The sequence below is a fragment of the Mesorhizobium sp. B2-8-5 genome, assembly GCF_006440675.2.
GTDB lineage: Bacteria > Pseudomonadota > Alphaproteobacteria > Rhizobiales > Rhizobiaceae > Mesorhizobium.
Map to the genome: position 1 here is coordinate 1 of NZ_CP083951.1, position 26147 is coordinate 26147.

Here is a 26147-nt window from a genome sequence, read left to right on the forward strand (position 1 = left end):
ATGCAAAGCGGCATCGAGAGGGAGCTAGCGGGCGAGCTTCCATTTCCAGCAACTTTTGTCGGAGGGGGCGACGTGGCGGCATCCAGCGACGCGGAACAGAAGTTCGAACGGGTCAAGACCCAGCTGAAGGCGCGTCTTGGGGCCGAGGTCTATTCGAGCTGGTTCGGTCGCATGAAGGTCGCCGAGGCCTCCCGCGGCATTATCCGCATCTCGGTGCCTACGGCCTTCCTGAGGTCCTGGATCAACGGCCATTATCTCGAGCTTATCGCGGAGCTGTGGCGGCATGAGGATCCGGACATCCTCAAGATCGAGATCGTCGTGCGCACCGCGACGCGGCAGGGGCGCAACCCTGTCGAGCCGGAAATCGCGCCGGCGCGCAAGATGACCAAGCAAACGCATACCGCGCTCGCCAACGGCACAGCGAGCGCCGGGCGCGTGGAACAACGGGCGCCGGCGCCCCGCCAGGGCGCGTCCGCGGAACCGGAGTTCCGCCACAATGTGCTGGGATCGCCGCTTGACCCGCGTTACACATTCGCCTCCTTCATCGAAGGGCCGTCGAACAGGGTGGCCTTCGCCGCGGCCAGAGCGGTGGCGGAATCGCAGTCGAGCGCGGTGCGCTTCAACCCGCTTTTCCTGCATGCGACCGTCGGGCTCGGCAAGACGCACCTCCTGCAAGCGATCGCCGCTGAATCGCTACGGCACAACCCGAAGTCGCGCGTCGTCTATCTGACGGCGGAATATTTCATGTGGCGCTTCGCCACCGCGATCCGCGACAACAACGCGCTGACTCTGAAGGAGCAACTGCGCGACATCGATCTCTTGATTATCGACGACATGCAGTTCCTGCAGGGCAAGTCGATCCAGCACGAGTTCTGCCACCTCATCAACATGCTGCTCGACAGCGCCAAGCAGGTGGTGGTCGCGGCCGACCGGCCGCCCTCGGAACTGGAATCGCTGGAGCCGCGCGTGCGTTCGCGCCTCAATGGCGGCGTGGCGCTGGAAATGTCGGCGCCGGATTTCGCGATGCGGCTCGGCATGCTGAAACTGCGCCGCGCCACCACCAAGACCGACGACACCTCGCTCGACATCTCGGACGAGATCCTGGAGCATGTCGCGCGCACGGTGACCGGCAGCGGGCGCGAGCTCGAAGGCGCCTTCAACCAGCTTCTGTTCCGCCAGTCCTTCGAGCCGCAGATCACCATCGACCGCATCGACGAGATCCTCGGCCACATCTACCGCTCCGGCGAGCCGAAGCGGGTGCGCATCGAGGACATCCAGCGCATCGTGGCGCGCCACTACAACGTGTCGAAGACGGAGCTTCTGTCCAACCGGCGCACGCGCACCATCGTCAAGCCGAGGCAGGTGGCGATGTATCTGTCGAAAGTGATGACGCCGCGTTCATTGCCGGAGATCGGGCGCCGCTTCGGGGGCCGCGACCACACGACCGTGCTGCATGCCGTGCGCAAGATCGAGGACCTTTCGGGCGGGGACAACACGTTGGCGCAGGAACTCGAACTGCTCAGAAGGCTGATCAACGACCAGGCCTGAAGGGGCGCAGAAATAATCGGCGACGCGCTTCGCCGGCTTTATCCCCAGAAAGCCCGCGCTACCGGCCGGAACCGGTGCCGCGGGCTTGCGTTCGCAGGCTTTTTACTGTCAGCTTACACAGATTCTGAAAGCCTTTCAGGGCTTTCGCGGGATACCGCCTGCCGGTGACCCGTTCATTCATTGAAGCGAGCCTGTTTCGTCATGCGTGTTATCCTGGAACGGTCAAATCTCTTGAAGTCCCTCAACCACGTCCACCGCGTGGTCGAGCGGCGCAACACCATACCGATCCTGTCCAACGTGCTGCTCAGCGCCGAGGGCGCCAGCCTCGAGATGAAGGCCACCGACCTCGACCTTGAGGTGACGGAAGCGACGCCCGCCAAGGTCGAGCGCGGCGGCGCAACGACGGTGCCGGCGCATCTGCTCTACGACATCGTGCGCAAGCTTTCCGACGGCGCCGAGGTGATGCTGAAGACGGACGAGGACGGCAACGCGATGACCGTCACCTCCGGTCGTTCGAGCTTCCGTCTGCAGTGCCTGCCGCAATCCGATTTCCCGGAGCTTTCGGCCGGTTCATTCTCGCATATCTTCCGGCTGGAATCGGCGGCGCTCAAGGGCCTGATCGACAAGACCCAATTCGCCATCTCCACCGAAGAGACACGCTATTATCTCAACGGCATCTTCCTGCACACGCATGAGGTGGGCGGCAAATTGAAACTGCGCTCGGTGGCGACCGACGGGCATCGCCTGGCGCGGGCCGAGATCGACGCGCCGGCAGGCTCCGAAGGCATGCCCGGCATCATCATTCCGCGCAAGACGGTGAGCGAGCTGCAGAAGCTGGTCGACGACCCCGACGTGGCTGTGACCACGGAGCTGTCGGACACCAAGATCCGCTTCACCATCGGCAGCGTCGTTTTGACCTCGAAGCTGATCGACGGCACCTTCCCCGACTATCAGCGCGTCATTCCGACCGGCAACGACAAGAAGCTGATCATCGACCGGCAGAGCTTCGCCGCGGCGGTAGACCGCGTTTCGACCATTTCCTCCGAACGCGGCCGGGCGGTGAAGCTTTCGATCAATGAGGGCCAGGTAACGCTCGCGGTCAACAATCCGGATTCGGGCAGCGCCACCGAGGAACTGGCGGCCGACTATTCGTCGGACCCGATCGAGATCGGCTTCAACGCCAAATACCTGCTCGACGTCGCGGCCCAGCTCACCGGCTCGGAAGCCAAGTTCATGCTGGCCGATGCCGGTTCGCCGACGCTGATCCACGACATGGCCGACGAAACGGCGCTCTACGTGCTGATGCCGATGCGGGTCTAGGTTCGGCACGGACATATATGTCGTCGTGACCGCGGATGCGAAACAGCTTCGGCAACAGAGCCATTTAAGTAAGCTAACACTTACAAATTTCCGTAACTACGCGGCGCTCTCGCTTGAACTTGCGCCCGGCGCGGTGGTGCTGTCGGGCGACAATGGCGCCGGCAAGACCAATCTCCTGGAAGCGATCTCGTTCCTGACGCCGGGCCGTGGCCTGCGCCGCGCGCCCTATGGCGATGTGGCGCGCGAAGGCGGCGACGGCGGCTTCGCCTTGCATGCTCGCATCGAGGGACCCGAGGGACAGGTGGAGATCGGCACCGGAATTTCCGGCGGCGACGCCGCCGGTGAAGGCGGCAGGAAGGTGCGGATCAACGGCGCGCCGGCGCGATCGGCCGAGGATATGCTGGAATGGCTGCGGGTCGTGTGGCTGACACCGGCGATGGACGGGCTGTTCCCTGGACCGGCGGCGGACCGCCGCCGCTTCCTCGACCGGCTGGTGCTGGCGATCGACCCCGGCCACGGCCAGCGCGCGCTCGACTATGAGAAAGCCATGCGCAGCCGTAACCGCTTGCTTACCGAAGGCTCCCGCGACAGCGCCTGGTTCGACGCGATCGAGACGCAGATGGCCGAGACGGGGGTGGCGATCGCCGCGGCGCGGGCCGAGCTGGTGCGTCTGCTTGCCGCCATGATCGACAGGTTGCCTGGCGGCGGGCCGTTTCCACAGGCCGACATCAGCCTTGCCGGTGATCTGGAGAGCGAGGTCGCCGTCGCGCCGGCCGTCGATGTCGAGGAGCACTTCCGCCGCGCGCTTGCCAATGGCCGCGAGCGCGACCGCGCCGCCGGCCGCACGCTGGACGGCCCGCATCGTTCCGATCTCGTGGTCCGGCATCGGCCGAAGTCGATGCCGGCGGAGCTCTGTTCGACCGGCGAGCAGAAGGCGCTGCTGGTCGGCATCGTGCTGTCGCATGCCAGGCTGACCGGCGAGATGTCGGGCTTGACGCCAATCCTTCTCCTGGACGAGATCGCCGCGCATCTCGACGCGGGCCGGCGCGCGGCGCTGTTCTCCATCCTCGAGGAGTTGAATTGCCAGGCCTTCATGACAGGCACGGATGCCGCTCTGTTTTCCAGCCTTGAGGGCAGAGCGCAGTTCCTGACGGTCGATCACGGCAGCGTCGGCGTGACCGGGTGATCTGTTGAAGAACCCGGCTTCGGCTTGCGCTGCGGGACAAGGCTTCGCCTTGCCCGTACATGACAAGGCTCTGCGCCGGCTATAAGGTCTAGCCATGACCAATGCCGCGCTGACCGACGAAGAGCTCGAACGCTACGCCCGCCACATCGTGCTGCCCGAGATCGGCGGCCCCGGCCAGCAGAAGCTGAAACGGGCCCGGGTGCTGGTGATCGGCGCCGGCGGGCTCGGCGCGCCGGTGCTCGAATATCTTGCCGCCGCCGGTGTCGGCACGCTCGGCATCGTCGATGACGACACGGTCTCCTTGTCCAACCTGCAACGGCAGGTGATCCATGGAAGCGACACGGTCGGCATGGCCAAGACCGACAGCGCGCGGGAAGCGATCATGCGCATCAACCCCAACGTCACGGTGGAATCGCATCGCCTGAGGCTGACGGAGGAGAATGCCCCTGCCCTCGTCGCCCACTACGATGTCGTCGTCGACGGCTCCGACAATTTCGAAACGCGCTACGCGGTCGCCGATGCCTGCGCCGGCGAGAAGAAGCCCCTCGTCACCGCGGCCGTCGGCCGCTTCGACGGCTCGGTGACGGTGCTGAAGCCGTTCGAGGCCGGCGCCGACGGCAAGCGCAATCCGAGCTATCGCGACCTGTTCCCGGAAGCGCCGCCCGAAGGGCTGGTGCCGTCCTGCGCCGTCGCCGGCATCGTCGGCGCGCTGACGGGCGTCATCGGCACGCTGGAGGCGATGGAGGCGATCAAGCTGATCACCGGCATAGGCGAGCCGCTCATCGGCCGGCTGCTGCTCTATGACGGCCTCACGGCCCGCTTCGACACCATCCGCTACAAGGCCGTGTAAGCATGGACCAGATCGTCGGCATCTCCATAATTCGCCTTGCCGCGGATTTCGACCAATGGGGCGACTTGCTCGCGCTGATCCGGCGCGCATTTGCCTATATGGACGGCGTCATCGACCCGCCGTCATCGGCGTATCTTTTGACCGCCAAGGCGCTTGGCGAGAAGGCGAAGCGGGAGACGGGGTTTCTGGCCGTCGAGAACGGCCGCATCGTCGGCTGCGTCTTCGCGCTGGAACGGTCGCAAGATTTCTATGTCGGCAAGCTCGCCGTCGAGCCACGGCTTCAGGGCCAAGGCATCGGAACCCGGCTGATGCGGGCGGTCGAGGATCTTGCCCACAAACGCGGCAAGGACGAGATCGAGCTTCAGACCCGTATCGAACTGACCGCAAACCATGCGGCCTTCGCCCGGCTCGGCTTTCACGAGACCGCGCGCACGGCGCATGCGGGCTATGACAGGCCAACGTCCGTCACCATGCGCAAGGTGCTGTCTTGAGCCTCGCACTTAGCCCGCAAGAACAGGCGATCGCCGCCGGCCAGGATGGCGCGGCAATTGCGATGCGCATCGTCGCCGAAAGTGCTCGCCTGCTCGGCGCGCCGCGGCTCATCCCGATCGCTTCCACCCATATCGACGGAGCGCTTTACCACGGCGATTCCGGGACCTTGTTCGCCGAGCGGCTGGTCGAAGGCGGCGCGAAGGTCGCGGTACGCTCGACGCTCAATGTCGGGGCGCTCGACCTGATGGGTTGCTCGCGCATCCGCCTCGAAGAGCCGCGGCGCGGCATGGCGCGGCGGATGATGGAGGCCTATCGCAAGCTCGGCTGCGAGCAGAGCTGGACCTGCGCCCCCTACCAGGCCGGACACAGGCCCGCGCTCGGCAGCGACGTCGCCTGGGGTGAGTCCAACGCGGTCGTCTTCTGCAACTCGGTGCTGGGCGCGCGCACCAACCGCTACGGCGACTTTCTGGATATCGCCTGCGCGATTGTCGGCCGCGCGCCGGACTATGGCCTGCACCGGCCTGATAACCGCCGGGCGCGGCTTGTCTTCGATGTCTCGAGCCTGTCGCCATCCTTCCTCGCTTCGGAGATCGCATGGCCGGTGTTGGGCAGCCTCTATGGCCGCGAGGTGGGCAATACGATCGGTGTCGTCAGAGGCGTGACCGGTCATCCCGGCGAGGACGCGTTGAAGGCCTTCGGCGCGGCGGCCGCGTCGTCCGGCGCGGTCGGCCTGTTCCACATTGCCGGCGTGACGCCCGAGGCACCCGACGTCGAAACCATCCTGGCCGGGCAGGAGCCGGAAGCGGTGATCCGCGTGACGCCCGACATGGTGGCGAAGGCGCGCGCCGGCCTGTCGACCGCGGCAGCGCCAAAAACCATCGACGCGGTTGCGATCGGCAGCCCGCATCTGTCGCACGCCGAGTTCGACAGCCTGGAACGGCTGATCGCAGGACGCAAGCTTGCCGTGCCGATCTATGCCTGCACCGGCCGCCATGCGCTTGTCCTGCTGGAGCAGAACGGCCGGCGGAAGCAGCTCGAAGCCAGCGGCGTCGTCATCGTCGCCGACACCTGCGTGGTGGTGACGCCGATCATGCCGGAGCTCGGCAACGGCGTTTTGATGACCAATTCGGGCAAGTTCGCGCATTACGCGCCGGGCAACACCGGCTACGCGGTGCTCTACGCCTCGCTTGCCGACTGCGTCGAAAGCGCGGTCCTGGGCAAGCCGGTCTTCACGGAGATCGCCGCATGAGCACAGCAGCCGAAATCCTCGTACCGGGCAAGGCGGGCGAAGGCGACGCGCTGGTGCTGACGGCGCCGATCAGCTTCTGGGGCGGCGTCGATCCGAAGACAGGCCGCATCGCCGATGTCCGCCACCCGCAGCATGGCGAAGTCATTGCCGGCCGGGTGCTGTTCCTGCCGGGCACGATCGGCTCGTCATCCGCTTCGGCGGTGCTGATGGAGCTCGTCCACAACGGCCGCGCGCCGGCCGCCCTGGTGCTGCACGAGCCGGACGCCATCCTGCTGCTCGGCCTGATCGTCGCCCGGGAAATGGGCTGGGCAACGCCGATGGCGGTGCGGCTCGAACGCGGCGCGTTCGACAGCTACCGCGGAGCCACCCTCACGGTCGCTTCGGACGGCGCAGTGACCGCCGTTTAAACCTTTTCAGGTCCTCAGCGGCAGGACACGATCCGGCGGACGGTGGCCGTCGAAGAAGGCGCGGATGTTGATGATCACCTTCTCGCCCATGTCGATGCGGCCCTCGAGCGTGGCCGAGCCCATGTGCGGCAAAAGCACCACCTTGCCCTTGGCGGCAAGCTTCATCAGCTTGGTGTTGAGCGCCGGCTCGTGCTCGTAGACGTCGAGGCCGGCGCCGGCGATCTTGCCGTCATGGATGAGCTTGACCAGCGATTCCTCGTCGATGATATCGCCGCGCGCGGTGTTGACGAGGTAGGCCGAAGGCTGCATCAGCGCGAGGCGACGACCCGACAGCAAGTGGAACGTCGCCGGCGTCGACGGGCAGTTGACGGAGATGATGTCCATGCGGGCCAGCATCTGGTCGAGGCTTTCCCAGTAGGTCGCCTCCAGTTCCTCCTCGACCGCCGGCAGCACGCGGTGCCGGTTGTGGTAGTGGATCGAGAGGCCGAAGGCCTTGGCGCGCCTGGCGACGGCCGTACCGATGCGGCCCATGCCGACGATGCCGAGACGTTTGCCCCAGATGCGCCGGCCGAGCATCCAGGTCGGCGACCAGCCGGCCCATTTCTTCTCGCCCGTCAGCACGTTGGCGCCCTCGGCCAGCCTGCGCGGCACGGCGAGCATCAGGGCCATGGTCATGTCGGCGGTGTCTTCGGTCAGCACGTTCGGCGTGTTGGTGACGGTGATGCCTTTCTTGGCCGCCGCCGCGACGTCGATCTTGTCGACGCCATTGCCGAAATTCGCGATCAGCTTGAGGTTTTCGCCGGCCTGGGCGATCAGCGCGGCATCGATATGGTCGGTGATGGTAGGGACCAGCACATCGGCTTCCTTGACCGCCGCGACCAGCTCCGGCTGCGTCATCGGCCGGTCCTCGACATTCAGGCGCGCGTCGAACAGCTCGCGCATGCGCGTTTCGACCGGGTCGGGCAGCTTGCGCGTGATGACGACGAGGGGCCGTTTTTTGCCTGCCATTTTATCCCCGAAGCTTCCTCGAAACCGATCTCGTTGAGACCTCTTTAACCAAGACCGGCGAAACTTGCAGCCAATCGCGGCACCAGCCCACTCCTGTAACAAGCGGTGCCGCCGAAGACAAAGAAAAAGGGGCGCCCGTCCCGACGGGCCGGCGCCGAAAGGAACGAAAGTGTCTGGTTTCGCGTCGCTTCGCCTGGCCTTCAGCGCAGCCGTTCTTGGCGTCCTGCTTTGCGCGCCGCAGGCGTTCGCCCAGAGTGCCGCCGCTCCCGCGCAGACCATAACGCTCGGCCCAAGCGGCCTGCCGCTGCCGCGCTTCGTCAGCCTGAAGCCGGCTCGGGTCAACTCACGCGTCGGCCCCGGCGCCAATTATTCCGTCAACTGGATGTATCTGAAGGCCGGCCTGCCGATGGAAGTCATCCAGGAGTTCGACACATGGCGCCGCGTGCGCGATGCCGACGGTTCGGAAGGCTGGATCAACCAGTCGCTGCTCTCGGGCCGCCGCACCGCCATCGTCGCGCCCTGGCAGCGCGGCAAGGGCGGGCGAATCAACCTGCTCAACGAGCCCGACAAGGACGCCGGTGTCGTCGCCATCATCGAGCCGGGCGTGATCGGCTCGATCAAGAAATGCGACGGCCAATGGTGCGAGATGACCTTTGACGGCCATACCGGCTGGATGGCCCAGTCGCAGGTGTGGGGCGCTTATCCGGGCGAGAAGGTCAAGAACTAGGGCGTGCCGAGATTCAGGTGATGCCGGCCTGACCTGAATCTCGGCACTCCCCTATTGGGCCGCGCCAGGGCGCTCGCGCCCGATGCGGCCGAGATGCGTATCCTGAAAACCGGTAGGCAGCTTGAGGCCGTAGCCGAGGGCACGGTCGATGGCGATGTGCGCGATCCAGATGAGCGCCACGGCGGTTGTGATCGGGCCGGCGAGCAACGCGCCCAAAAGCAGAAGCACGAGCGGGGCAATCAGGATATGCAAGGCGTTGTAGATGACGGCGCCGACGCTTGGCCCGGCGAGGTAGCCCAGCATCGACAGGTCCGGCGCAAGGATGAGCAGCGCAAACAGCCACCAGGAAAAGCCGGACATTGCGTAGCAAACGATAGCCAACGCGGCGACGGCGACCCATTCAAACCGGACAATCAGGTCGACGGGCCGCATCGCCACGGGATCAATCGCAGCGTTTGGGACGCAGTCTCACCACGATGTCGACATTGGCGATCTCCATGCCTTCCGGCGGCGCCGGCAGGTTGGAGACGGTGACCGGTCCGCTCTCGATGTCGAAAATCCGGTTCTCGCCCTCGACGTAGAAGTGATGATGGTCAGAGGTGTTGGTGTCGAAATAGGTTTTCGAGCCTTCGACCGCCAGGATGCGCAACAGGCCGGCCTGGGTGAATTGGTGGAGCGCGTTGTACACCGTCGCCAGCGAAACCGGCACGCCGGCGGCAATCGCCTCTTCGTGCAGTTCCTCGGCGGAAAGGTGGCGGTCGCCCTTGGCAAACAGCAGGTCGGCCAGCGCAATGCGCTGACGCGTCGGCCTCAGGCCGGCTTCGCGAACCCGCTTGTCCACAGCGACATTTTCCTTCCGATAGCCCGAATCCATCTTCACGTCGAAGCTTTGTTGCCCAGCCCATCAACAGGTCCAGCATGGCAAAAAGACGTCAAAAGCCAAAACCGGACATCAGCCGACATATATTCTGTAGTCCGAATGCGATCAATAGCGCGCATTGACCCGGGCAGGCGCACGGGTTAAGCGCAAACGCCGGTTTCCGGCCGCAAACAGAGTGTGTTAGGAAACCAACGACAAGGGCGCCCTGCCGCCCGCGAAGAACACGGGGACAGAAATTTGATGGCGGGTCAAAAGTCCAGCTACGATTACGAGGAACTGCTCGCCTGCGCCCGCGGCGACCTGTTCGGGCCGGGCAATGCCCAGCTGCCCTACCCACCAATGCTGATGTTCGACCGCATCACCGAGATCAGCGAGACCGGCGGCGCTTTCGACAAGGGCTTCATCCGCGCCGAATTCGATATCAAGCCGGACCTATGGTTCTTCGCCTGCCACTTCATCGGCAACCCGATCATGCCGGGCTGCCTCGGCCTCGACGCCATGTGGCAGCTGACCGGTTTCTATCTCGGCTGGCTGGGCGAACCCGGCAAGGGCATGGCGCTGTCGACCGGCGAGGTGAAGTTCAAGGGCATGGTGACGCCATCGGTGAAGAAGGTCGAATACGGCATCGACTTCAAGCGCGTGATGCGCGGCCGTTTGGTGCTTGGCATAGCCGATGGCTGGCTCAAGGCGGATGGCGAACCCATATATGCGGCTACGGATCTGAAGGTCGGCCTGTCCAAGCAGTCGGCCGCCTGACCGTTTTCCGCCACGGCGCCCGCATAGCCAATGGACGCCACGTCAGTTTATTTGCGTATGATCAAGGGGAAAACCGGCTAGGTCTTTCGCCCGAATACGCGGGAAGGAGTTGCGAATGAGACGGGTCGTAGTGACAGGGCTCGGCATTGTGTCGTCGATCGGCAACAATGCCAACGAGGTGCAGAGCTCGCTTTACGATGCCAAATCAGGCATCAGCTTTTCCAATTCCTTCGCCGAACACGGCTTCCGCTGCCAGGTCTGGGGCGCGCCGACGCTCGATCCCACTCCGATGATCGACCGCCGCGCCATGCGCTTCCTGAGCCAAGGCGCTGCCTGGAACCACGTCGCCATGGACCAGGCGATCGCTGATGCCGGCTTAAGCGAAGGCGACGTCACGAATGAGCGGACCGGCATCGTGATGGGTTCCGGCGGGCCGTCGACCCGCACCATCGTCGAAGCGGCCGAAACCACGCTCAAGAACAACAGCCCCAAGCGCATCGGCCCGTTCGCCGTGCCGAAGGCCATGTCGTCGACGGCGTCGGCCACCCTGGCCACATGGTTCAAGATCCACGGCGTCAACTATTCGATCTCGTCGGCCTGCTCGACCTCGGCGCACTGCATCGGCAATGCGTATGAGCTGATACAGTGGGGCAAGCAGGACGTGATGTTCGCCGGCGGCCATGAGGATCTCGATTGGACCATGTCGGACCTGTTCGACGCCATGGGCGCCATGTCGTCGAAGTTCAACGACAACGCATCGACCGCTTCCCGCGCCTATGACGTCAACCGCGACGGCTTCGTCATTGCCGGCGGCGCCGGCGTGCTGGTGCTGGAAGAGCTGGAACATGCCAGGGCGCGCGGTGCCAAGATCTACGCCGAGATCGTCGGCTATGGCGCGACTTCCGACGGCTACGACATGGTTGCCCCTTCGGGGGAAGGCGCCATGCGCTGCATGCGCCAGGCGCTTGCCACGGTGTCTTCGCCGGTCGACTACATCAACACCCACGGCACCTCGACGCCGGTCGGCGATTCCAAGGAAATGGGCGCCATTCGCGAGGTGTTCGGCGACAAGATGCCTTACATCACCTCGACCAAGTCGCTCACCGGCCATTCGCTGGGGGCGGCCGGCGTGCAGGAATCGATCTATTCGATCCTGATGATGCAGGGCGGTTTCATCGGCGAGAGCGCCCATATCGAGGAGCTCGATCCGGAATTCGAGGGCATGCCGATCGTGCGCAAGCGTATCGACGACGCGAGGATCGACACCGTCCTGTCCAACTCATTCGGTTTCGGCGGCACCAACGCAACGTTGATTTTCCAGCGCTATTCCGCGTAAGACCAGCGTTTTTCATAAGGATTGCCAAGGCATGGAAGGGTTGATGAAGGGCAAGCGCGGGCTTGTCATGGGTGTCGCCAACGACCATTCGATTGCCTGGGGCATCGCCAAGAAGCTGTCGGAACACGGGGCGGAACTCGCTTTCACCTACCAGGGCGACGCCTTCGGGCGGCGGGTCAAGCCGCTCGCCGAGAAGGTAGGGGCTTCGCTGATCGTGCCTTGCGATGTCGAGGACAGCGCCTCGGTCACCGCGACCTTCGAGACCCTCGGCAAGGCCTGGGGCGGGCTGGATTTCGTGGTGCACGCCATCGGTTTTTCCGACAAGAACGAGCTGAAGGGCCTTTACGCCGACACCAGCCGCGACAATTTCGTGCGCACAATGGTGATCTCCTGCTATTCCTTCACCGAGATCGCCCGCAACGCCGCCGCGCTGATGAGCAATGGCGGCTCGATGATCACGCTCACCTATGCCGGCTCGGTCAGGGTGATGCCGAACTACAATGTCATGGGCGTCGCCAAGGCCGGGCTGGAAGCCAGCGTGCGCTACCTTGCCAACGACTACGGCCCACGCGGTATCAGGGTGAACGGCATCTCGGCCGGGCCAGTGCGGACGCTGGCCGGCTCTGGCGTGTCCGATGCCCGCCACATGTTCTCCTACCAGCAGCGCAACTCGCCTTTGCGGCGCACCGTGACCATCGACGAAGTCGGCGGCTCGGCGCTCTACCTGCTCTCCGACCTGTCGTCGGGCGTCACCGGTGAAATCCACTATGTCGATTCCGGCTATCACATCGTTTCGATGCCGGCACTGGAGGAACTGAAGCAGAACGACGGCACGCGCGAATAGTTTGCAGTCGCGACAGTAGCGTTCCAGTAAAATTGGATGCATTGGCGGAAACTCATTTTAAGGAGATATCCGCTATAAGGTCCCCTAATCTAGGGACAATGCATGCCTGCAGTCAGCAATCCGAAACGGACTCCGCTGTTCCGGCTGATCACCATCGCCAGTTCGGGCATGGGCAGTTTCATCCTTGGACTATGGGGCCTGCGGTTCGGCTTCGGCGACGGCATGGCCGGCATGCCGGCCGAAACGATGGCCGGCGTCATCGCCGCGCTCTGCGCTTTGGCCGCCGGCGGTGCCGCGCTGTCGTTCTTCGCGGGCGTCGATGAATCGGCGGCCTATGTCTTCAAGGAAACCCATTTCGACAAGCTGACCGGCCTTTTGTCGCGCCAGGCCATGGTCGGCAAGATAGCCGAGGCCGCCTCCGGGACGATCCGAACAGGCGAGCCGGTGTTCCTCATCGACATCGATATCGACCGCTTCAAGCAGATCAATGACGCCATCGGCTACAGCCAGGGTGACGAACTGATCCGCGCCTTCACCAGCAGGCTGAAGGACAACATGCCGAAGAACGCGGTGATCGGGCGCCTCGGCGCCGGCGAATTCGGCGTGCTGCTGCCGGATCGCGACATCAGGGGTTCGATCGAGCGGCTCATCGAGAAGCTCATCAACGAGATGATGGAGCCCTACCAGCTGCAGAGCCATCTGCAGTCGGTCAGCCTGTCGGTCGGCATCGTGGCGATGCCGAAGGACGGCGTCGACCCAGTGCTCATCCTGCGCCGCTCGAACCTGGCGCTGCAGAACGCGCGCGCCAGCGGCGTCGGCAACTGGTCTGTCTTCCACGCCGACATGGGCCGGGTGGCGGACTACCGGCAGTGGATCGAGTCGGAGTTGAAGACCGCCTTCGACCGCGGCGACTTCAGCCTTCACTATCAGCCGCAGCTCAACCTGCCGAGCGGCCGCATCGTCGGCTATGAGGCGCTGATCCGCTGGAAGCATCCGGAGCGCGGCATGATCCCGCCGATGGAATTCATTCCGATCGCCGAGGAAACCGGCATGATCAATCCGATCGGCGAGTGGGTGCTGCGCAAGGCCTGCAGCGACGCCCGCTACCTGCCGGAGGACTGCTTCGTCGCCGTCAACATCTCGCCGGCCCAGTTCATGACCAGGGATTTCGTCGGCATCGTGCGGGAAGTGATGGAATCGACCGGCATCAAGCCGTCGCGGCTGGAGCTCGAGGTCACCGAGACCGCGATGATGCAGGACCGCGACCGCGCCGCGGCGATCCTGGAGCAGCTTGCCGAGATGGGCATCTCCGTGGCCGTCGACGATTTCGGCACCGGCTATTCCAATTTGAGCTACCTGATCGATTTCTCCTTCGGCAAGCTGAAGATCGACCGCTCGTTCGTCAGCCGCATCGACACCGACTCCAGCTCCGGCGCGATCGTGTCGACCATTGTCGGCCTGTCGCGGGCGCTGGGCGTCGGCATCATCGCAGAAGGCGTGGAGACCGAGAACCAGGCCACCCTGCTCCGAGCGGCCGGCTGCGAGGTCGTGCAGGGCTATCTGTTCGGCCGGCCGGCGCCGCTCAAGGTCGAGCTTGGCGAAGCGCGGCCCGCCTTCGGCACGCACGAACCCGCCCGCATCGTCAGCGTGCAATAAGCACCTAGCTCTTTTCCTGACGCAATTCCGGACGGAAAACCGCTCCACACTTTCCCTGGAATTGCTTCAGCGGCGCGCCGAAAACACCTTGAACATCCCGTCGCGGGCAATCTCGGCATGGCTGGCAAAGGCCGCCGAAAGCACCTGCTCGTAAGGAAGCTGGCGGTTGGCGACCATGAACAGGCGCCCGCCCGGCCTCAAGGCTTTCGACGCGGCGCGGATCATGCCGGCGCCGATGCCGGATTCAGCCGCACGCCCACTGTGGAAGGGCGGGTTCATGACGATCGCGTCGTAGCGCCGCTCGACCGTCTCGGTGAGCAGATCGGTCCAGAAGAAACGGGGCTCGACCGCTGCCGCATGAACATTGAGCCTGGCAGCCTCCAGGGCCTCGAAGTCCGCCTCATAGAGATCCAGACCAGAGATGCCAGGCGAACGTTCTGTCACCTCGGCCGCCAAATAACCCCAGCCGGCGCAGAAATCGGCGACATTGCCCTTGAGATCGCCAGGCAGGTGCGCGGCCAGCAATTTCGATCCCGCATCGACACGGTCGAAAGAGAACATGCCAGGCTTGGTCTTGAAGCCGCCGTCGACGACAAGATCGGGGTTGCCGGCGCGCAGCGTCGCGGCCGCCTCCGTACCGGTTCGCCTGAACCAGAAAGCGACGCCGTGGTGCTTCGGCAGATGGCCTTCCAGCGACGCCAGCGCGTTGATCCGCTTGCGCAGGCTGTCAATGCCGTCCTCCTTGCCACCCGCGACCGCGATCAGCCCGCCCGGCACGGTGCGTTCGATGGCGTCGGCGATGCGCAACTCATTTTGCCCACGATGACGGCCCGCAAGCACCAGCGCCAGCTCGAAGCCGGTACCCTCGGCGCGCGGCGTGACCGGATAGCCAGACGCGTGCAGCGTTCGAAAATGTGGCCGAAAGCCTTGCACGAGATGCAGCGCCGCCTCGAAGCCGGCGGGCAAGCGAAAGCCGGGCTCGGCGCCGAGAAACAGGACGCGGGCATCCTTTCGCGGCAGAGGCAGCGCCTCGGCCTCGAACGGGTAGAACAGCGTCTTCAGCGGCTCCGCGGCCATTCACCTGCTCCGTAGGACTCTTCGACGCAATTCCGGACGGAAAACCGGTTCCCGCTTTACGTGGAATTGCCCTGAAATAAAAACGGGCGCGACCTTGCGGCGCGCCCGTCTCAAACTATCCAGCCAAACCGATCAGGCGGCGTCTTCCTCGCCGTCCGACTTCTTCTTTTCCTGGACGATTTCCTTGCCGGTCGCCTGGTCGACGACCTTCATCGACAGGCGGACCTTGCCGCGCTCGTCGAAGCCCATCAGCTTGACCCAGACCTTGTCGCCTTCCTTGACGACGTCGGAGGTCTTGGCGACGCGCTCATTGGCGAGCTGCGAGATGTGGACGAGGCCGTCGCGCGGGCCGAAGAAGTTGACGAACGCGCCGAAGTCGGCCGTCTTGACGACGGTGCCTTCGTAGATCTCGCCGACTTCCGGCTCGGCGACAATGGTGTGGATCCACTTCTTCGCCGCCTCGATCTCCTTGGCGTTCGCCGAAGCGATCTTGACCGTGCCGTCGTCCTCGATGTTGATCTTGGCGCCGGTCTTCTCGACGATCTCGCGGATCACCTTGCCGCCGGAGCCGATGACGTCGCGGATCTTGTCGGTCGGGATATGCATGACCTCGATGCGCGGCGCGAATTCGCCGAGCTCGGCGCGGGCGCCGGACAGCGCATGCGCCATCTCGCCGAGGATATGCAGGCGGCCATCCTTGGCCTGGGCCAGGGCGATGCCCATGATCTCCTCGGTGATGCCATCGATCTTGATGTCCATCTGCAGCGAGGTGACGCCATTGGCGGTGCCGGCGACCTTGAAGTCCATGTCGCCGAGGTGGTCCTCATCGCCCAGGATGTCGGAGAGCACGGCAAAGCGCTCGCCTTCCTTGATCAGGCCCATGGCGATGCCGGCGACCGGCTTTGCCAGCGGCACGCCGGCATCCATCAGAGCCAGCGAGGTGCCGCACACGGTCGCCATCGAGGACGAGCCGTTGGACTCGGTGATCTCCGAAACGACGCGCAGCGTGTAGGGGAACTGGTCCGCGCTCGGCAGCATCGGGCGGATGGCGCGCCAGGCGAGCTTGCCGTGGCCGATTTCGCGGCGGCCCGGCGAACCCATGCGGCCGGTCTCGCCGACGGAATAGGGCGGGAAGTTGTAGTGAAGGAGGAACTTCTCCTTGTACATGCCGGTCAGCGAATCGACATACTGCTCGTCCTCGCCGGTGCCGAGCGTGGCAACGACCAGCGCCTGGGTCTCGCCGCGCGTGAACAGCGCCGAACCATGGGTGCGCGCCAGGACGCCGACTTCCGAAACGATCTTGCGAACGGTCTTGAGATCACGGCCGTCAATGCGCGAGCCGGTGTCGAGGATGTTCCAGCGGACGACCTTGGCCTGAAGCTCCTTGAACACCGAGCCGATCTGCTCTGAGGTGTGTTTGGCCTCTTCGCCTTCGGCCGGCGCAAACGCGGCCTTGACCTTCGCCTTGACGCCGTCGACGGCGGCATAGCGCTTCTGCTTGTCGGTGATCTTGTAGGCTTCGCGAAGCTCGTCGCCGACGATCTTCAGCATCTCGGCTTCGAGCGCGGAATGATCCGGCGCGGTGAAGTCGCGCGGCTCCTTGGCGGCGACCTCGGCCAGCTTGATGATCGCGTCGATCACAGGCTGGAAGCCCTTGTGGCCGAACACGACGGCGCCGAGCATCAGGTCCTCGGAGAGTTCCTTGGCCTCGGATTCGACCATAAGCACAGCGTCGCCGGTGCCGGCAACGACGAGGTCGAGCTTGGATTCCTGCATTTCGTCGATATGCGGGTTGAGCACATATTCGCCGTTGATGTAGCCGACGCGGGCGCCGCCGATCGGGCCCATGAAGGGCACGCCGGAAAGCGTCAGCGCGGCGGAGGTGGCGACGATCGACAGGATGTCCGGATCGTTCTCGAGATCATGCTGGACGACGGTGACGACGATCTGGGTGTCGTTCTTGTAGCCGTCGGCGAAAAGCGGGCGGATCGGACGGTCGATCAGGCGGGAAACCAGCGTTTCCTTTTCGCTCGGACGGCCCTCACGCTTGAAGTAGCCGCCCGGGATCTTGCCGGCGGCATAGGTCTTTTCCTGGTAGTTGACGGTAAGCGGGAAGAAATCGAGGCCGGGCTTCGGCTCCTTCATCGAAACGACGGTGGCGAGAACGACCGTCTCGCCATAGGTGGCGAGCACCGCGCCGTCAGCCTGGCGTGCGATCTTGCCGGTTTCCAGGATGAGCGGACGGCCGCCCCATTCGATTTCCACTTTGTGTTGATTGAACATGTCTTGTCCTTCATGTGCGGAAAGGGCCGCGCCGTCCTAACGGTCACGGGTTCTCCCTTTCCTGGCTTCCTTCGGGCAGCCACGGGCAAGACAACGGGAGGCTCGTAGGTTCGGCTCATAAGCCGAGCGAGCATCCTGCAATCCTGCCCCATGACCGTCCATGGGGCGGTTCCGAATGGCCCTCTGCGCGTCCGGAACCGTGTTTGGCCGACCGATCGGCCGGCTTGCGCATGACGCCGGAAACCGCTGTTTCCGGAACGCGCCCTGCGCGAATGCGAATTTCAAGAGCGCGTCGCGCTCCGGCATTATCGCACCGGATCGACCGATGCGCCAATGCGCGACCGGCGAGCCCTCCGAGGAGGGCCCGCCGGTCAATTCGTCAGCGACGGAGACCGAGCTTGTCGATCAGCGTCTGATAGCGCGCGTCATCCTTGCGCTTGAGGTAGTCAAGCAGGCTGCGGCGCTGGGAGACCAGAGCAAGCAGGCCACGGCGGGAATGGTTATCCTTCTTGTGGTCCTTGAAGTGCTCGGTCAGGTTCTTGATGCGCTCGGAAAGAATGGCAACCTGGACTTCCGGAGATCCGGTGTCGCCCTTGGTGGTTGCGAATTCGGTCATCAATTCGTTCTTGCGGTCGGCAGTAATCGACATCGTGCTTTTCCTTATCTGTTGGAGGAAACGGGACGCCCACAGCCGGGATGTCGTCCAGCAGGGGCCAGTGCAAGCGACGCGTCAGGGCGCGAAGCTGCGGCGCATATAGTGCAATTCCGGAAAAAACACCAGCCCAAATATCAAGCCGGCTTGTCGCAGGTCTTTCCATGAAAACAAAGGGTTCAGCGGCTATAGCCACTTCTTCCATTTGAAGAAGAAGATCAGTCCGGCAGCGACAAGCGCCATGAACAGAATTGCCGCCGGATAACCGTAATAGGTTTTCAGTTCCGGCATGTTCCAGGGCGAGCTTTCCGGATCGAAATTCATTCCCCAGACGCCGACCAGGAAGGTCAGCGGCATGAAGATCACCGAGACGATCGTCAGATAGGAGATGACGTCGTTGGTGCGGGCCTGGGTCAGCGACACATGCATCTCGATCAGGCCGGTGAGCATGTCGCGCTGGTTCTCGACCAGTTCGATCAGCCGCAGCGAATGGTCGAGCGTGTCGTTGAAGAATATCTTGGTCTCCGCCTTCACGAAGGCCACGTCGTTGCGGATCAGCGTCGCCAGCGCATCGCGCATCGGCCACAGCACTCCTTTGAGCACGTTGGCGTCGCGCCTGAGTTCATGCAGCTGCTGCATCTGGTGCTTGTGCGGCTTGTTCAGCATCTCGTCCTCGATGCCGTCGACCGCTTCGCTCGCCGCCTCTATCGGAGGAAAATAGCTGTCGACGATAGCATCGATCAGCGCATAGGCGAGATAGTCGGCGCCGCGCGAGCGCAGGCGGTTGGGCATCGCGCCCGCAATGCGCTTGCGCACCGGATCGAACGGGTCGCCCTCGCGCTCCTGGAAGGTGACGACGAAATTCCCGCCGAAGAACAGCGACATCTGCTCGTAACGATGCGAGGTGACATCGTCGATCATGCGCATGACGACGAAGGCGTGGTCCTCGAAGAAATCCACCTTGGGCCGCTGTCCGGTGTTGACGACATCTTCCAGCGCCAGCGGGTGCAAATTGAAGATGCGGCCGATCTCCTCGATCAGCGGGATATTGGCAAGTCCGGTGCAATCCAGCCAGACGACGGGCCATTTCCCGCAATGGGCGTTGAGATCGTCGATCGAGGCATTGTCGATGGTTTTGTACTTTTCCGGCGAGATCAGCGTCAGCCGAAGCTCGCTGCGCCGCGCCGCCGGATCGGCGATAAGCGTGCCGGGCGACGCCCCGACCGGTGGCCGGCGGGTTTTCAGCGATGCCCGCTTCTTGCCTTCATCAGCCTTGGCCATGAGATATCCTCGGGACTCAGCATTCGGCCGAGATTAGAGCAATTCCAGGAAAACTGCGCAGCGGTTTTCTGTCCGGAATTGCGTAAATAACAAACACTTAGTGCATGTCGCCCAGAAGTGCGCAGCGGTTCTGGGACAACGACATGCATCAAAACAAAGACTTAAAGCGCGTCGCCTGAATCCGTTTCAGCGCGTCGCGCTTTAGACCGGATTCACCCGACAAAGACCCGCTTGGGCTTGAACATGCCCTGCTCGATGGCGCCGATGGCGACGAGCTTGCCGCGCGCTGTGGCGCAGGCCTCCTCGGCCTCGACCGGTGCGTCGCGGCCGCGAATGATGACGGGATTGCCGAGGCGGATCTTCGTCGCCGCATCGTCGCTGACCGCGACCTGCGGCAGGCAGTCGAGCGCCACCGCCGTTTCGACAAGCAGCGCATCGATAGCGCTGAAATCGATCGGGACGTCCATTTCGTCCGATTTGTCGTCATTCCTTTCGCCAAAGCGGGCCGCTTCCAGCTCGGCGACCGTGACGAAATCATCCGGCGTGAACGGCTCGACCTCGACGCGGCGCAATTCGGCGATATGGCCGAAGCAGCCGAGGTCGCGGCCCATGTCGCGGGCCAGCGAGCGCACATAGGTGCCCTTGCCGCACTCGACCTCGAAGACGGTCTTGCCGGCATCATGCTCGACGATGTCGAGGCGGCCGATCTCGATCTCGCGCGCCGGGATGTCGACCGTCTCGCCTTCACGGGCAAGGTCATAGGCGCGTTCGCCGGCGATCTTGATGGCCGAGAATTGCGGCGGTGTCTGCATGATGACGCCGGTGTATTTCGGCAGCAGCGCCCTCACCTCCGCCTCGTCCGGCCGACGGTCGGAACTGTTGGTCACCGGGCCTTCGAGGTCGTCGGTCGAGCGCTCCTGCCCCCAAGCGACGGTGAAGCGGTAGACCTTGGCGCCGTCCTGCACGTAAGGAACGGTCTTGGTCGCCTCGCCCAGGGCGATCGGCAGCATGCCGGAGGCCAGCGGATCGAGCGTGCCGGCATGGCCGGCCTTCTCGGCCTGGAACAGCCATTTGATCTTGGAGACCGCTTCGGTCGAACCCATGCCGACCGGCTTGTCCAGCACCACCCAGCCGGAGACCGGCCGCCCCTTCTTCTTGCCGCGACGCGCCACCTATTCCTCGTCCTTGTCGTTGTTCTTGCCGTCACCGAGATCGCGCGCCACTTCGGGCGATTTCAGCAGCTCATTGATCTTCGCGAAATTGTCGAAGGAAGTGTCGAGCCTGAAACGAAACTCCGGCATGTACTTCATCTGCCTGAGCGAGCCGGAGACACGGCCGCGGATGAACTTCGCGTGCCTGTTGAGCGCCTCGATCACGGCGCCGTCGTCGCCCGCGCCAAGCGGCGAGACGAAGGCGGTGGCGATCTTGAGATCGGGCGACATGCGCACCTCGGAGACCGAGACGACGCTGCTCTCGATCACCGGATCGATGATTTCACCGCGCTGCAAGGTCTCGGAAAGGGCATGGCGCACCTGCTCGCCGACGCGCAGCATGCGCTGGGAGGGGCCTGACGGTGTCGAACGGGGCATTTTTCTCTGGTCCTGAAATCGTGAGGCGCGGGATGGGACCGCGCCACATGTCTCAACATGCACAAGGGGTCTGGGCGGCAGCCTTTCGGCCGCCGCCCCTTATTATTCGGCAAGTATACCTGAATTAGAGCGTTCTGGTTACCATCTCGATGCGGAAGCACTCGATGACGTCGCCGACACGCATGTCCTCGTAGTTCTGGAAGGCCATGCCGCACTCCTGGCCGCCCGGCACTTCCGAAACCTCGTCCTTGAAGCGCTTCAGCGTCTTCAGCGTGCCTTCGTGGATCACGACGTTGTCGCGGATCAGGCGAACACCCGCGCCACGCTCGACCTTGCCTTCGGTGACACGGCAGCCGGCGATCTTGCCGACCTTGGAGATGTCGAAGATCTCGAGGATCTCGGCATTGCCGATGAAGGTCTCGCGCCGCTCCGGCGAAAGCATACCGGAAAGCGCTGCCTTCACGTCATCGACGAGGTTGTAGATGATCGAGTAGTAGCGGATCTCGATGCCGGCCGCGACCGCGGCAGCACGCGCCTGCGCATTGGCGCGGACGTTGAAGCCGATGATCGCCGCTCCGGACGTCTCGGCGAGCGAGACGTCGCTTTCGGTGATGCCGCCGGCACCGGCATGGACGATGCGCGCGCGCACCTCGTCATTGCCGAGCTTTTCAAGTGCGGCATTGATCGCCTCGATCGAACCCTGCACGTCGCCCTTGATGACCAGCGGGAATTCCTTCAATCCGCTCGTCTGCAGCTGCGACATCATCTGCTCGAGCGAGCCGCGCTGGCCGGCATGCCTGGCCACCGCCTTGTCGCGCGCCAGGCGCTGGCGGTATTCGGTGATCTCACGGGCGCGCGCCTCGTTGTTGACGACGGCGAAGCGGTCGCCCGCCTGCGGCGTGCCCTGGAGGCCAAGCACCTCGACCGGCATTGCCGGCGGCGCTTCCGGAACGTGCTCGCCGCGATCGTTGACGAGCGCGCGCACACGGCCCCACTCGTTGCCGGCGACGATGATGTCGCCCGGCATCAGCGTGCCGGTCTGCACCAGCACGGTGGCGACAGGCCCGCGTCCCTTGTCCAGCTGCGCCTCGATGACCGCGCCTTCGGCGGTGCGGTCCGGATTGGCCTTGAGGTCGAGCACTTCGGCCTGGAGCAGGATCGCTTCCAGCAGCTTATCGAGATTGGTGCCCTTGGTCGCCGAAACCTCCACGTCCAACACCTCGCCGCCCATCGATTCCACGAACACTTCGTGACGCAGCAGTTCGGTCCGCACCTTCTGCGGGTCGGCGTCATGCTTGTCGATCTTGTTGATCGCCACGATGATCGGCACACCGGCCGCCTTGGCGTGATTGATCGATTCGATCGTCTGCGGCATCACGCTGTCGTCGGCCGCCACCACCAGCACGGCGATGTCGGTGACCTGCGCGCCGCGGGCGCGCATCGCTGTAAAGGCGGCGTGGCCGGGCGTGTCGATGAAGGTGATCTTCTGACCGTTCTTCTCGATCTGGTAGGCACCGATATGCTGGGTGATGCCGCCGGCCTCGCCGGAGACGACGTTGGCGTTGCGGATGGCGTCGAGCAGCGAGGTCTTGCCGTGGTCGACATGGCCCATGATGGTCACGACCGGCGGACGCGACACAAGGTCTTCCGGGCGGTCGGCGATGTTGAACAGGCCTTCCTCGATGTCGGACTCGGCGACGCGGCGGACCGTGTGGCCGAATTCGGACGCGACCAGCTCGGCCGTGTCGGCGTCGATGACGTCGCCCGGCTTGAGGATCTGGCCCTGCTTCATGAAGAACTTGACCACGTCCACGGCGCGCTCGGACATGCGCTGCGCCAATTCCTGGATGGTAATGGTTTCGGGCAGGATCACTTCGCGCATGACTTTCTCGCGCGGCTCGTTATGCATCGCGCGTTTGAATTTTTCCTGGCGGCGACGCATCGACGACAGCGAGCGGGCGCGCGCGTCGTCATCCGACAGCGCCGAGTTCAGCGTCAGCTTGCCACGGCGGCGATCTTCCTCGCCCTTGGTCGGCTTGGCCGGCCGCGCCACTTCCGGCGTCGCAAGACGGCGCGGCGGCGCACTCGCCCCGGCGCCGGCGCCGGTACGCCTCGGCTTGGCCTCTTCCTCGTCGTCAGCCGTGACGACATCCGCCGCCAGCGGCGCACGGCGGCGAGCCTCTTCCTCGGCGCGCCGGCGGGCCTCGGCCTCAGTCTGCAGGCGTGCTTCCTCCTCGGCCTGACGGCGCGCGGATTCGTCACGCTCGCGCTTGCGGCGTTCTTCTTCCTCGGTGCGGCGCTTGGCATCTTCCTGAGCGCGCTGGCGATCCTCGGCCTCGCGGACCTTGGAACCTTCCAGCGCCTTGCGACGCGCTTCCATCTCGCCGCGCGAGAGTTCGTTCAGAACCATGCCGGAACGCTCCGGCGGCGGAGGCGGCGCCTTCGGTGCTTCCTGCACGACAGGGGCGGCGGCAACAGGGGCAGGGGCGGGCTTCGGCGTGAAGACGGACGCGGCCACCGGCTCCGGCTTGTCGCCGGGCAGCGAGAACTTGCGCTTCTTGGTCTCGACCACGACCGACTTGGTGCGGCCATGCGAGAAATTCTGGCGCACGGTGCCCTGCTCGAGGCCGGGGCGCTTCAGCGTCAAGGTCTTCTTCGGCGTAACGCTCAACGTCTTGTCGTCGCCCGATTTCGTATCGTTCATTCCATATCCTCTGCGGCATCATCTTCGTCAGCAACGGCCGCAAGCATTGCCAGATCGTTCGGGGTACCGCCCCGATATCGGTCGAGCGCAACAACGCGCTTCTCAACCGCCTGTCCCGCGTCCTGCGCGAGGACGGCAGCATGTATCACATTTGTACCCCCCAATGCCAAGCTCAACTCGGCTTCAGGGAAAAGTTTGTAGGCAAGGATGGCCGGGCCGCCGAGATGGACGGTTGCCCGCCGTGCCTGACTGATCTTGCGGACACCGTCGTCCGAAGCCTCGGTCGCATGCAGCACCAGAAGCGCTTGGCCGTCGCGCACCGCACCCTCGACCTTGGCGGCGCCAAGAACGACGGCGCCAGCCTTGCGGGCAAGGCCAAGCATACCCAGAGCGGATCTGGAGAGCAGCCCGTCAACCATGCCGCCAAGATCGGTCGGCACGATCACCTGCGCCTTGAAGGCGCGGGCAAACAGGTTCTTCGCCGCTGCCTTCTCGATATGTAGGCGGTCAGCGCTCACCCAACAACCACGGCCGGGCAGGTTTCTCTTGATATCCGGAACGACGGCCGAATCCGGGCCGACGACGAAACGGATCAGTTCATCCGGTTCGGCCTGCCTGCGCGTAACGATGCAAGTGCGATCGTTCATCTCGTCCTGGGGCGGGTTGTGTGCGATGCGGGTTCACCTCACGCACCAACGGCTTCGTCAGCCGCGACTTGTTCGGCTGCAAGCTCGTCTTCGGTGATCCAGCCGGCCTGCTTGCGGGCGGCGAGCACCATCTGCTCGGCATCGGCGCGCGAGACGCCGTGGCTGGCGAGCACGCCCGGATAGACCTTGGTCTCGCCGTCCTTGCGCTCTTTCCAGCCGGTCAGGTCGTCGGCGGCATAGCCGGCGAAGTCCTCGATCGTCTTCACGCCGTCCTCGCCGAGCGTCACCATCATGGCGGTGGTCACGCCGGGGATCTCGCGCAACTCGTCCTGGACGCCCAGCGCCTTGCGCTTTTCGTCGTGCTCGGCCTCGATCTTCTCCAGATATTCGCGGGCGCGGGTCTGGATTTCCGAAGCGGTGTCCTCGTCGAAGCCGTCGATCGAGGCGATTTCGCCCGAGTCGACATAAGCGACTTCCTCGACGCTGGTGAAACCTTCGGAGGCGAGCACCTGGCCGACCATCTCGTCGACGTCGAGAGCTTCCATGAAGAGTGCGGAACGCTCGACGAATTCCTTCTGGCGACGCTCGCTCTCTTCCTGCTCGGTCAGGATGTCGATATCCCAGCCGGTCAGTTGCGAGGCAAGCCGCACGTTCTGGCCGCGACGGCCGATGGCCAGCGACAATTGATCGTCCGGCACCACCACCTCGATGCGCTCGGCATCCTCGTCGAGCACCACCTTGGCGACCTCGGCCGGCTGCAGCGCGTTGACGATGAAGGACGCGGCCGATGGCGACCACGGAATGATGTCGATCTTCTCGCCCTGCAATTCGCCGACCACCGCCTGGACGCGGCTGCCGCGCATACCGACGCAGGCGCCGACCGGATCGATCGAGCTGTCGCGCGAGATGACGGCGATTTTGGCGCGCGAGCCCGGATCGCGGGCGACCGACTTGATCTCGATGATGCCGTCGTAGATTTCCGGCACTTCCATGGTGAAGAGCTTGGCCATGAACTGCGGATGCGTGCGCGACAGGAAGATCTGCGGCCCGCGCTGCTCGCGGCGCACGTCATAGACATAGGCGCGCACGCGGTCGCCATATTTGTAGTTCTCGCGCGGGATCAGCTCGTCGCGGCGGATGATCGCCTCGCCCCGGCCGAGATCGACGATGACATTGCCGTACTCGACGCGCTTGACGGTGCCGTTGACGATCTCGCCGATGCGATCCTTGTATTCGTCATACTGGCGATCGCGCTCGGCCTCACGCACCTTCTGCACGATGACCTGCTTGGCCGACTGGGCGGCTATGCGGCCGAAATCCATCGGCGGCAGCTGCTCGGCGATGAAGTCGCCGACCTGGGCATCGGGATTGCGCTCGCGGGCCGTGGAAAGCGCGATCTGCGTCGCGTAGTCCTCGACCGCCTCGACCACCTCCATCAGTCGCTGCAGCTTCATCTCGCCGGTGTTCGGGTTGATGTCGGCGCGGATGTTGGTCTCCTGGCCGTAACGAGAGCGCGCCGCCTTCTGGATCGCATCGGCCATGGCGGCGATGACGATCTGCTTGTCGATCGACTTTTCACGCGCGACCGCATCGGCGATCTGCAGCAGTTCAAGCCTGTTGGCGCTTACAACCATTGTCTTTCTCCCGATTTCGCG

The 26147-nt window shown here is 64.3% G+C and carries 24 protein-coding genes; 12 read left to right on the forward strand and 12 right to left on the reverse strand.

Going from position 1 to position 26147, the window contains the following annotated elements; genetic code table 11:
• Window positions 1–72: 72 nt before the first annotated feature.
• The 7 genes from dnaA to FJ430_RS00035 all read left to right on the forward strand — a co-directional run bounded on the left by dnaA (window position 73) and on the right by FJ430_RS00035 (window position 7052).
• Complete coding sequence (gene dnaA / locus FJ430_RS00005; protein WP_413467818.1) at window positions 73–1548, forward strand: chromosomal replication initiator protein DnaA; 1476 nt, start codon at window positions 73–75, stop codon at window positions 1546–1548.
• Window positions 1549–1749: 201 nt separating this feature from the next.
• Complete coding sequence (gene dnaN, locus FJ430_RS00010; protein ID WP_140645319.1) at window positions 1750–2868, forward strand: DNA polymerase III subunit beta; 1119 nt, start codon at window positions 1750–1752, stop codon at window positions 2866–2868.
• 25 nt (window positions 2869–2893) lie between these two features.
• Entirely contained in the window at window positions 2894–4054 is a 1161-nt protein-coding gene (recF, locus tag FJ430_RS00015; protein WP_140702782.1) for a DNA replication/repair protein RecF, read from the forward strand.
• A gap of 94 nt (window positions 4055–4148) precedes the next feature.
• Window positions 4149–4904 carry a molybdopterin-synthase adenylyltransferase MoeB gene (locus FJ430_RS00020; RefSeq protein ID WP_140702780.1) on the forward strand — a complete coding sequence of 252 codons (756 nt, stop codon included), beginning with the start codon at window positions 4149–4151 and terminating at the stop codon, window positions 4902–4904.
• 2 nt (window positions 4905–4906) lie between these two features.
• Window positions 4907–5395, forward strand: coding sequence for a GNAT family N-acetyltransferase (locus FJ430_RS00025; RefSeq protein WP_140702779.1), 489 nt, complete (start codon window positions 4907–4909; stop codon window positions 5393–5395).
• Window positions 5392–6645, forward strand: coding sequence for an aconitase X (locus FJ430_RS00030; RefSeq protein WP_140702777.1), 1254 nt, complete (start codon window positions 5392–5394; stop codon window positions 6643–6645). The genes FJ430_RS00025 and FJ430_RS00030 overlap by 4 nt, the downstream gene beginning before the upstream one ends.
• Window positions 6642–7052 carry an aconitase X swivel domain-containing protein gene (locus FJ430_RS00035; RefSeq protein WP_140702775.1) on the forward strand — a complete coding sequence of 137 codons (411 nt, stop codon included), beginning with the start codon at window positions 6642–6644 and terminating at the stop codon, window positions 7050–7052. The genes FJ430_RS00030 and FJ430_RS00035 overlap by 4 nt, the downstream gene beginning before the upstream one ends.
• Before the next feature lie 6 nt (window positions 7053–7058).
• On the opposite strand, the gene FJ430_RS00040 is transcribed toward FJ430_RS00035, so the two are convergent.
• Window positions 7059–8060 carry a 2-hydroxyacid dehydrogenase gene (locus tag FJ430_RS00040; protein WP_140645325.1) on the reverse strand — a complete coding sequence of 334 codons (1002 nt, stop codon included), beginning with the start codon at window positions 8058–8060 and terminating at the stop codon, window positions 7059–7061.
• A 169-nt stretch (window positions 8061–8229) separates the two neighbouring features.
• On the opposite strand from FJ430_RS00040, the gene FJ430_RS00045 reads away from it, so the two are divergent.
• Window positions 8230–8787, forward strand: coding sequence for an SH3 domain-containing protein (locus tag FJ430_RS00045; protein WP_140702773.1), 558 nt, complete (start codon window positions 8230–8232; stop codon window positions 8785–8787).
• A 51-nt stretch (window positions 8788–8838) separates the two neighbouring features.
• Here the strand turns inward: FJ430_RS00045 and FJ430_RS00050 are convergent, their stop codons facing one another.
• Window positions 8839–9219: a DUF4260 domain-containing protein gene (locus FJ430_RS00050; RefSeq protein WP_140702874.1), complete on the reverse strand. Its 381-nt coding sequence runs from the start codon at window positions 9217–9219 to the stop codon at window positions 8839–8841.
• A 10-nt stretch (window positions 9220–9229) separates the two neighbouring features.
• Window positions 9230–9661: an iron response transcriptional regulator IrrA gene (gene irrA / locus FJ430_RS00055; RefSeq protein ID WP_140645394.1), complete on the reverse strand. Its 432-nt coding sequence runs from the start codon at window positions 9659–9661 to the stop codon at window positions 9230–9232.
• 246 nt (window positions 9662–9907) lie between these two features.
• Here irrA and fabA point away from each other — a divergent pair, with 246 nt between their 5' ends.
• From fabA to FJ430_RS00075, 4 genes are all read left to right on the forward strand, one after another.
• Entirely contained in the window at window positions 9908–10423 is a 516-nt protein-coding gene (gene fabA, locus FJ430_RS00060) for a 3-hydroxyacyl-[acyl-carrier-protein] dehydratase FabA (protein ID WP_140645328.1), read from the forward strand.
• A 115-nt stretch (window positions 10424–10538) separates the two neighbouring features.
• Window positions 10539–11759: a beta-ketoacyl-ACP synthase I gene (gene fabB, locus FJ430_RS00065; protein ID WP_140656249.1), complete on the forward strand. Its 1221-nt coding sequence runs from the start codon at window positions 10539–10541 to the stop codon at window positions 11757–11759.
• 31 nt (window positions 11760–11790) lie between these two features.
• A complete protein-coding gene (gene fabI, locus FJ430_RS00070; protein WP_140702771.1) occupies window positions 11791–12603 on the forward strand; it encodes an enoyl-ACP reductase FabI in 813 nt (270 codons plus the stop codon).
• Window positions 12604–12705: 102 nt separating this feature from the next.
• Window positions 12706–14259, forward strand: coding sequence for a putative bifunctional diguanylate cyclase/phosphodiesterase (locus FJ430_RS00075; RefSeq protein WP_140645330.1), 1554 nt, complete (start codon window positions 12706–12708; stop codon window positions 14257–14259).
• Between the two features lie 66 nt (window positions 14260–14325).
• Here the strand turns inward: FJ430_RS00075 and FJ430_RS00080 are convergent, their stop codons facing one another.
• From FJ430_RS00080 to nusA, 9 genes are all read right to left on the reverse strand, one after another.
• Window positions 14326–15336, reverse strand: a complete 1011-nt coding sequence (locus FJ430_RS00080; RefSeq protein WP_140702769.1) for a class I SAM-dependent methyltransferase — start codon at window positions 15334–15336, stop codon at window positions 14326–14328.
• A 132-nt stretch (window positions 15337–15468) separates the two neighbouring features.
• Window positions 15469–17619 (reverse strand): polyribonucleotide nucleotidyltransferase, encoded by a 2151-nt coding sequence (pnp, locus tag FJ430_RS00085; RefSeq protein WP_140702767.1) that lies wholly within the window; start codon window positions 17617–17619, stop codon window positions 15469–15471.
• Between the two features lie 379 nt (window positions 17620–17998).
• Complete coding sequence (gene rpsO, locus FJ430_RS00090) at window positions 17999–18268, reverse strand: 30S ribosomal protein S15 (protein WP_140702765.1); 270 nt, start codon at window positions 18266–18268, stop codon at window positions 17999–18001.
• A gap of 189 nt (window positions 18269–18457) precedes the next feature.
• On the reverse strand, window positions 18458–19552 hold the full coding sequence (corA, locus tag FJ430_RS00095) for a magnesium/cobalt transporter CorA (RefSeq protein ID WP_140702763.1): 1095 nt from the start codon (window positions 19550–19552) through the stop codon (window positions 18458–18460).
• Between the two features lie 212 nt (window positions 19553–19764).
• Window positions 19765–20724, reverse strand: a complete 960-nt coding sequence (gene truB, locus FJ430_RS00100; protein WP_140702761.1) for a tRNA pseudouridine(55) synthase TruB — start codon at window positions 20722–20724, stop codon at window positions 19765–19767.
• Window positions 20725–21141 carry a 30S ribosome-binding factor RbfA gene (gene rbfA / locus FJ430_RS00105; RefSeq protein WP_140702759.1) on the reverse strand — a complete coding sequence of 139 codons (417 nt, stop codon included), beginning with the start codon at window positions 21139–21141 and terminating at the stop codon, window positions 20725–20727.
• Between the two features lie 124 nt (window positions 21142–21265).
• Window positions 21266–23845 (reverse strand): translation initiation factor IF-2, encoded by a 2580-nt coding sequence (infB, locus tag FJ430_RS00110; protein WP_140702757.1) that lies wholly within the window; start codon window positions 23843–23845, stop codon window positions 21266–21268.
• On the reverse strand, window positions 23842–24492 hold the full coding sequence (locus tag FJ430_RS00115) for an RNA-binding protein (protein ID WP_140702755.1): 651 nt from the start codon (window positions 24490–24492) through the stop codon (window positions 23842–23844). Before FJ430_RS00115 ends, infB begins: the two co-directional genes overlap by 4 nt.
• A 38-nt stretch (window positions 24493–24530) precedes the next feature.
• Window positions 24531–26126 (reverse strand): transcription termination factor NusA, encoded by a 1596-nt coding sequence (nusA, locus tag FJ430_RS00120; protein ID WP_140645339.1) that lies wholly within the window; start codon window positions 26124–26126, stop codon window positions 24531–24533.
• Window positions 26127–26147: the final 21 nt, after the last annotated feature.

What these genes read in the sequence shown, in the direction of transcription:
- dnaN (WP_140645319.1), top strand. Translation starts at nt 1,750, where the DNA reads ATGCGTGTTATCCTGGAACGGTCAAATCTCTTGAAGTCCCTCAACCAC.
- FJ430_RS00020 (WP_140702780.1), top strand. Translation starts at nt 4,149, where the DNA reads ATGACCAATGCCGCGCTGACCGACGAAGAGCTCGAACGCTACGCCCGC.
- FJ430_RS00025 (WP_140702779.1), top strand. Translation starts at nt 4,907, where the DNA reads ATGGACCAGATCGTCGGCATCTCCATAATTCGCCTTGCCGCGGATTTC.
- FJ430_RS00035 (WP_140702775.1), top strand. Translation starts at nt 6,642, where the DNA reads ATGAGCACAGCAGCCGAAATCCTCGTACCGGGCAAGGCGGGCGAAGGC.
- FJ430_RS00040 (WP_140645325.1), bottom strand. Translation starts at nt 8,060, where the DNA reads ATGGCAGGCAAAAAACGGCCCCTCGTCGTCATCACGCGCAAGCTGCCC.
- FJ430_RS00050 (WP_140702874.1), bottom strand. Translation starts at nt 9,219, where the DNA reads ATGCGGCCCGTCGACCTGATTGTCCGGTTTGAATGGGTCGCCGTCGCC.
- irrA (WP_140645394.1), bottom strand. Translation starts at nt 9,661, where the DNA reads ATGGATTCGGGCTATCGGAAGGAAAATGTCGCTGTGGACAAGCGGGTT.
- fabA (WP_140645328.1), top strand. Translation starts at nt 9,908, where the DNA reads ATGGCGGGTCAAAAGTCCAGCTACGATTACGAGGAACTGCTCGCCTGC.
- fabB (WP_140656249.1), top strand. Translation starts at nt 10,539, where the DNA reads ATGAGACGGGTCGTAGTGACAGGGCTCGGCATTGTGTCGTCGATCGGC.
- fabI (WP_140702771.1), top strand. Translation starts at nt 11,791, where the DNA reads ATGGAAGGGTTGATGAAGGGCAAGCGCGGGCTTGTCATGGGTGTCGCC.
- FJ430_RS00075 (WP_140645330.1), top strand. Translation starts at nt 12,706, where the DNA reads ATGCCTGCAGTCAGCAATCCGAAACGGACTCCGCTGTTCCGGCTGATC.
- FJ430_RS00080 (WP_140702769.1), bottom strand. Translation starts at nt 15,336, where the DNA reads ATGGCCGCGGAGCCGCTGAAGACGCTGTTCTACCCGTTCGAGGCCGAG.
- pnp (WP_140702767.1), bottom strand. Translation starts at nt 17,619, where the DNA reads ATGTTCAATCAACACAAAGTGGAAATCGAATGGGGCGGCCGTCCGCTC.
- rpsO (WP_140702765.1), bottom strand. Translation starts at nt 18,268, where the DNA reads ATGTCGATTACTGCCGACCGCAAGAACGAATTGATGACCGAATTCGCA.
- corA (WP_140702763.1), bottom strand. Translation starts at nt 19,552, where the DNA reads ATGGCCAAGGCTGATGAAGGCAAGAAGCGGGCATCGCTGAAAACCCGC.
- rbfA (WP_140702759.1), bottom strand. Translation starts at nt 21,141, where the DNA reads ATGCCCCGTTCGACACCGTCAGGCCCCTCCCAGCGCATGCTGCGCGTC.
- infB (WP_140702757.1), bottom strand. Translation starts at nt 23,845, where the DNA reads ATGAACGATACGAAATCGGGCGACGACAAGACGTTGAGCGTTACGCCG.
- FJ430_RS00115 (WP_140702755.1), bottom strand. Translation starts at nt 24,492, where the DNA reads ATGAACGATCGCACTTGCATCGTTACGCGCAGGCAGGCCGAACCGGAT.
- nusA (WP_140645339.1), bottom strand. Translation starts at nt 26,126, where the DNA reads ATGGTTGTAAGCGCCAACAGGCTTGAACTGCTGCAGATCGCCGATGCG.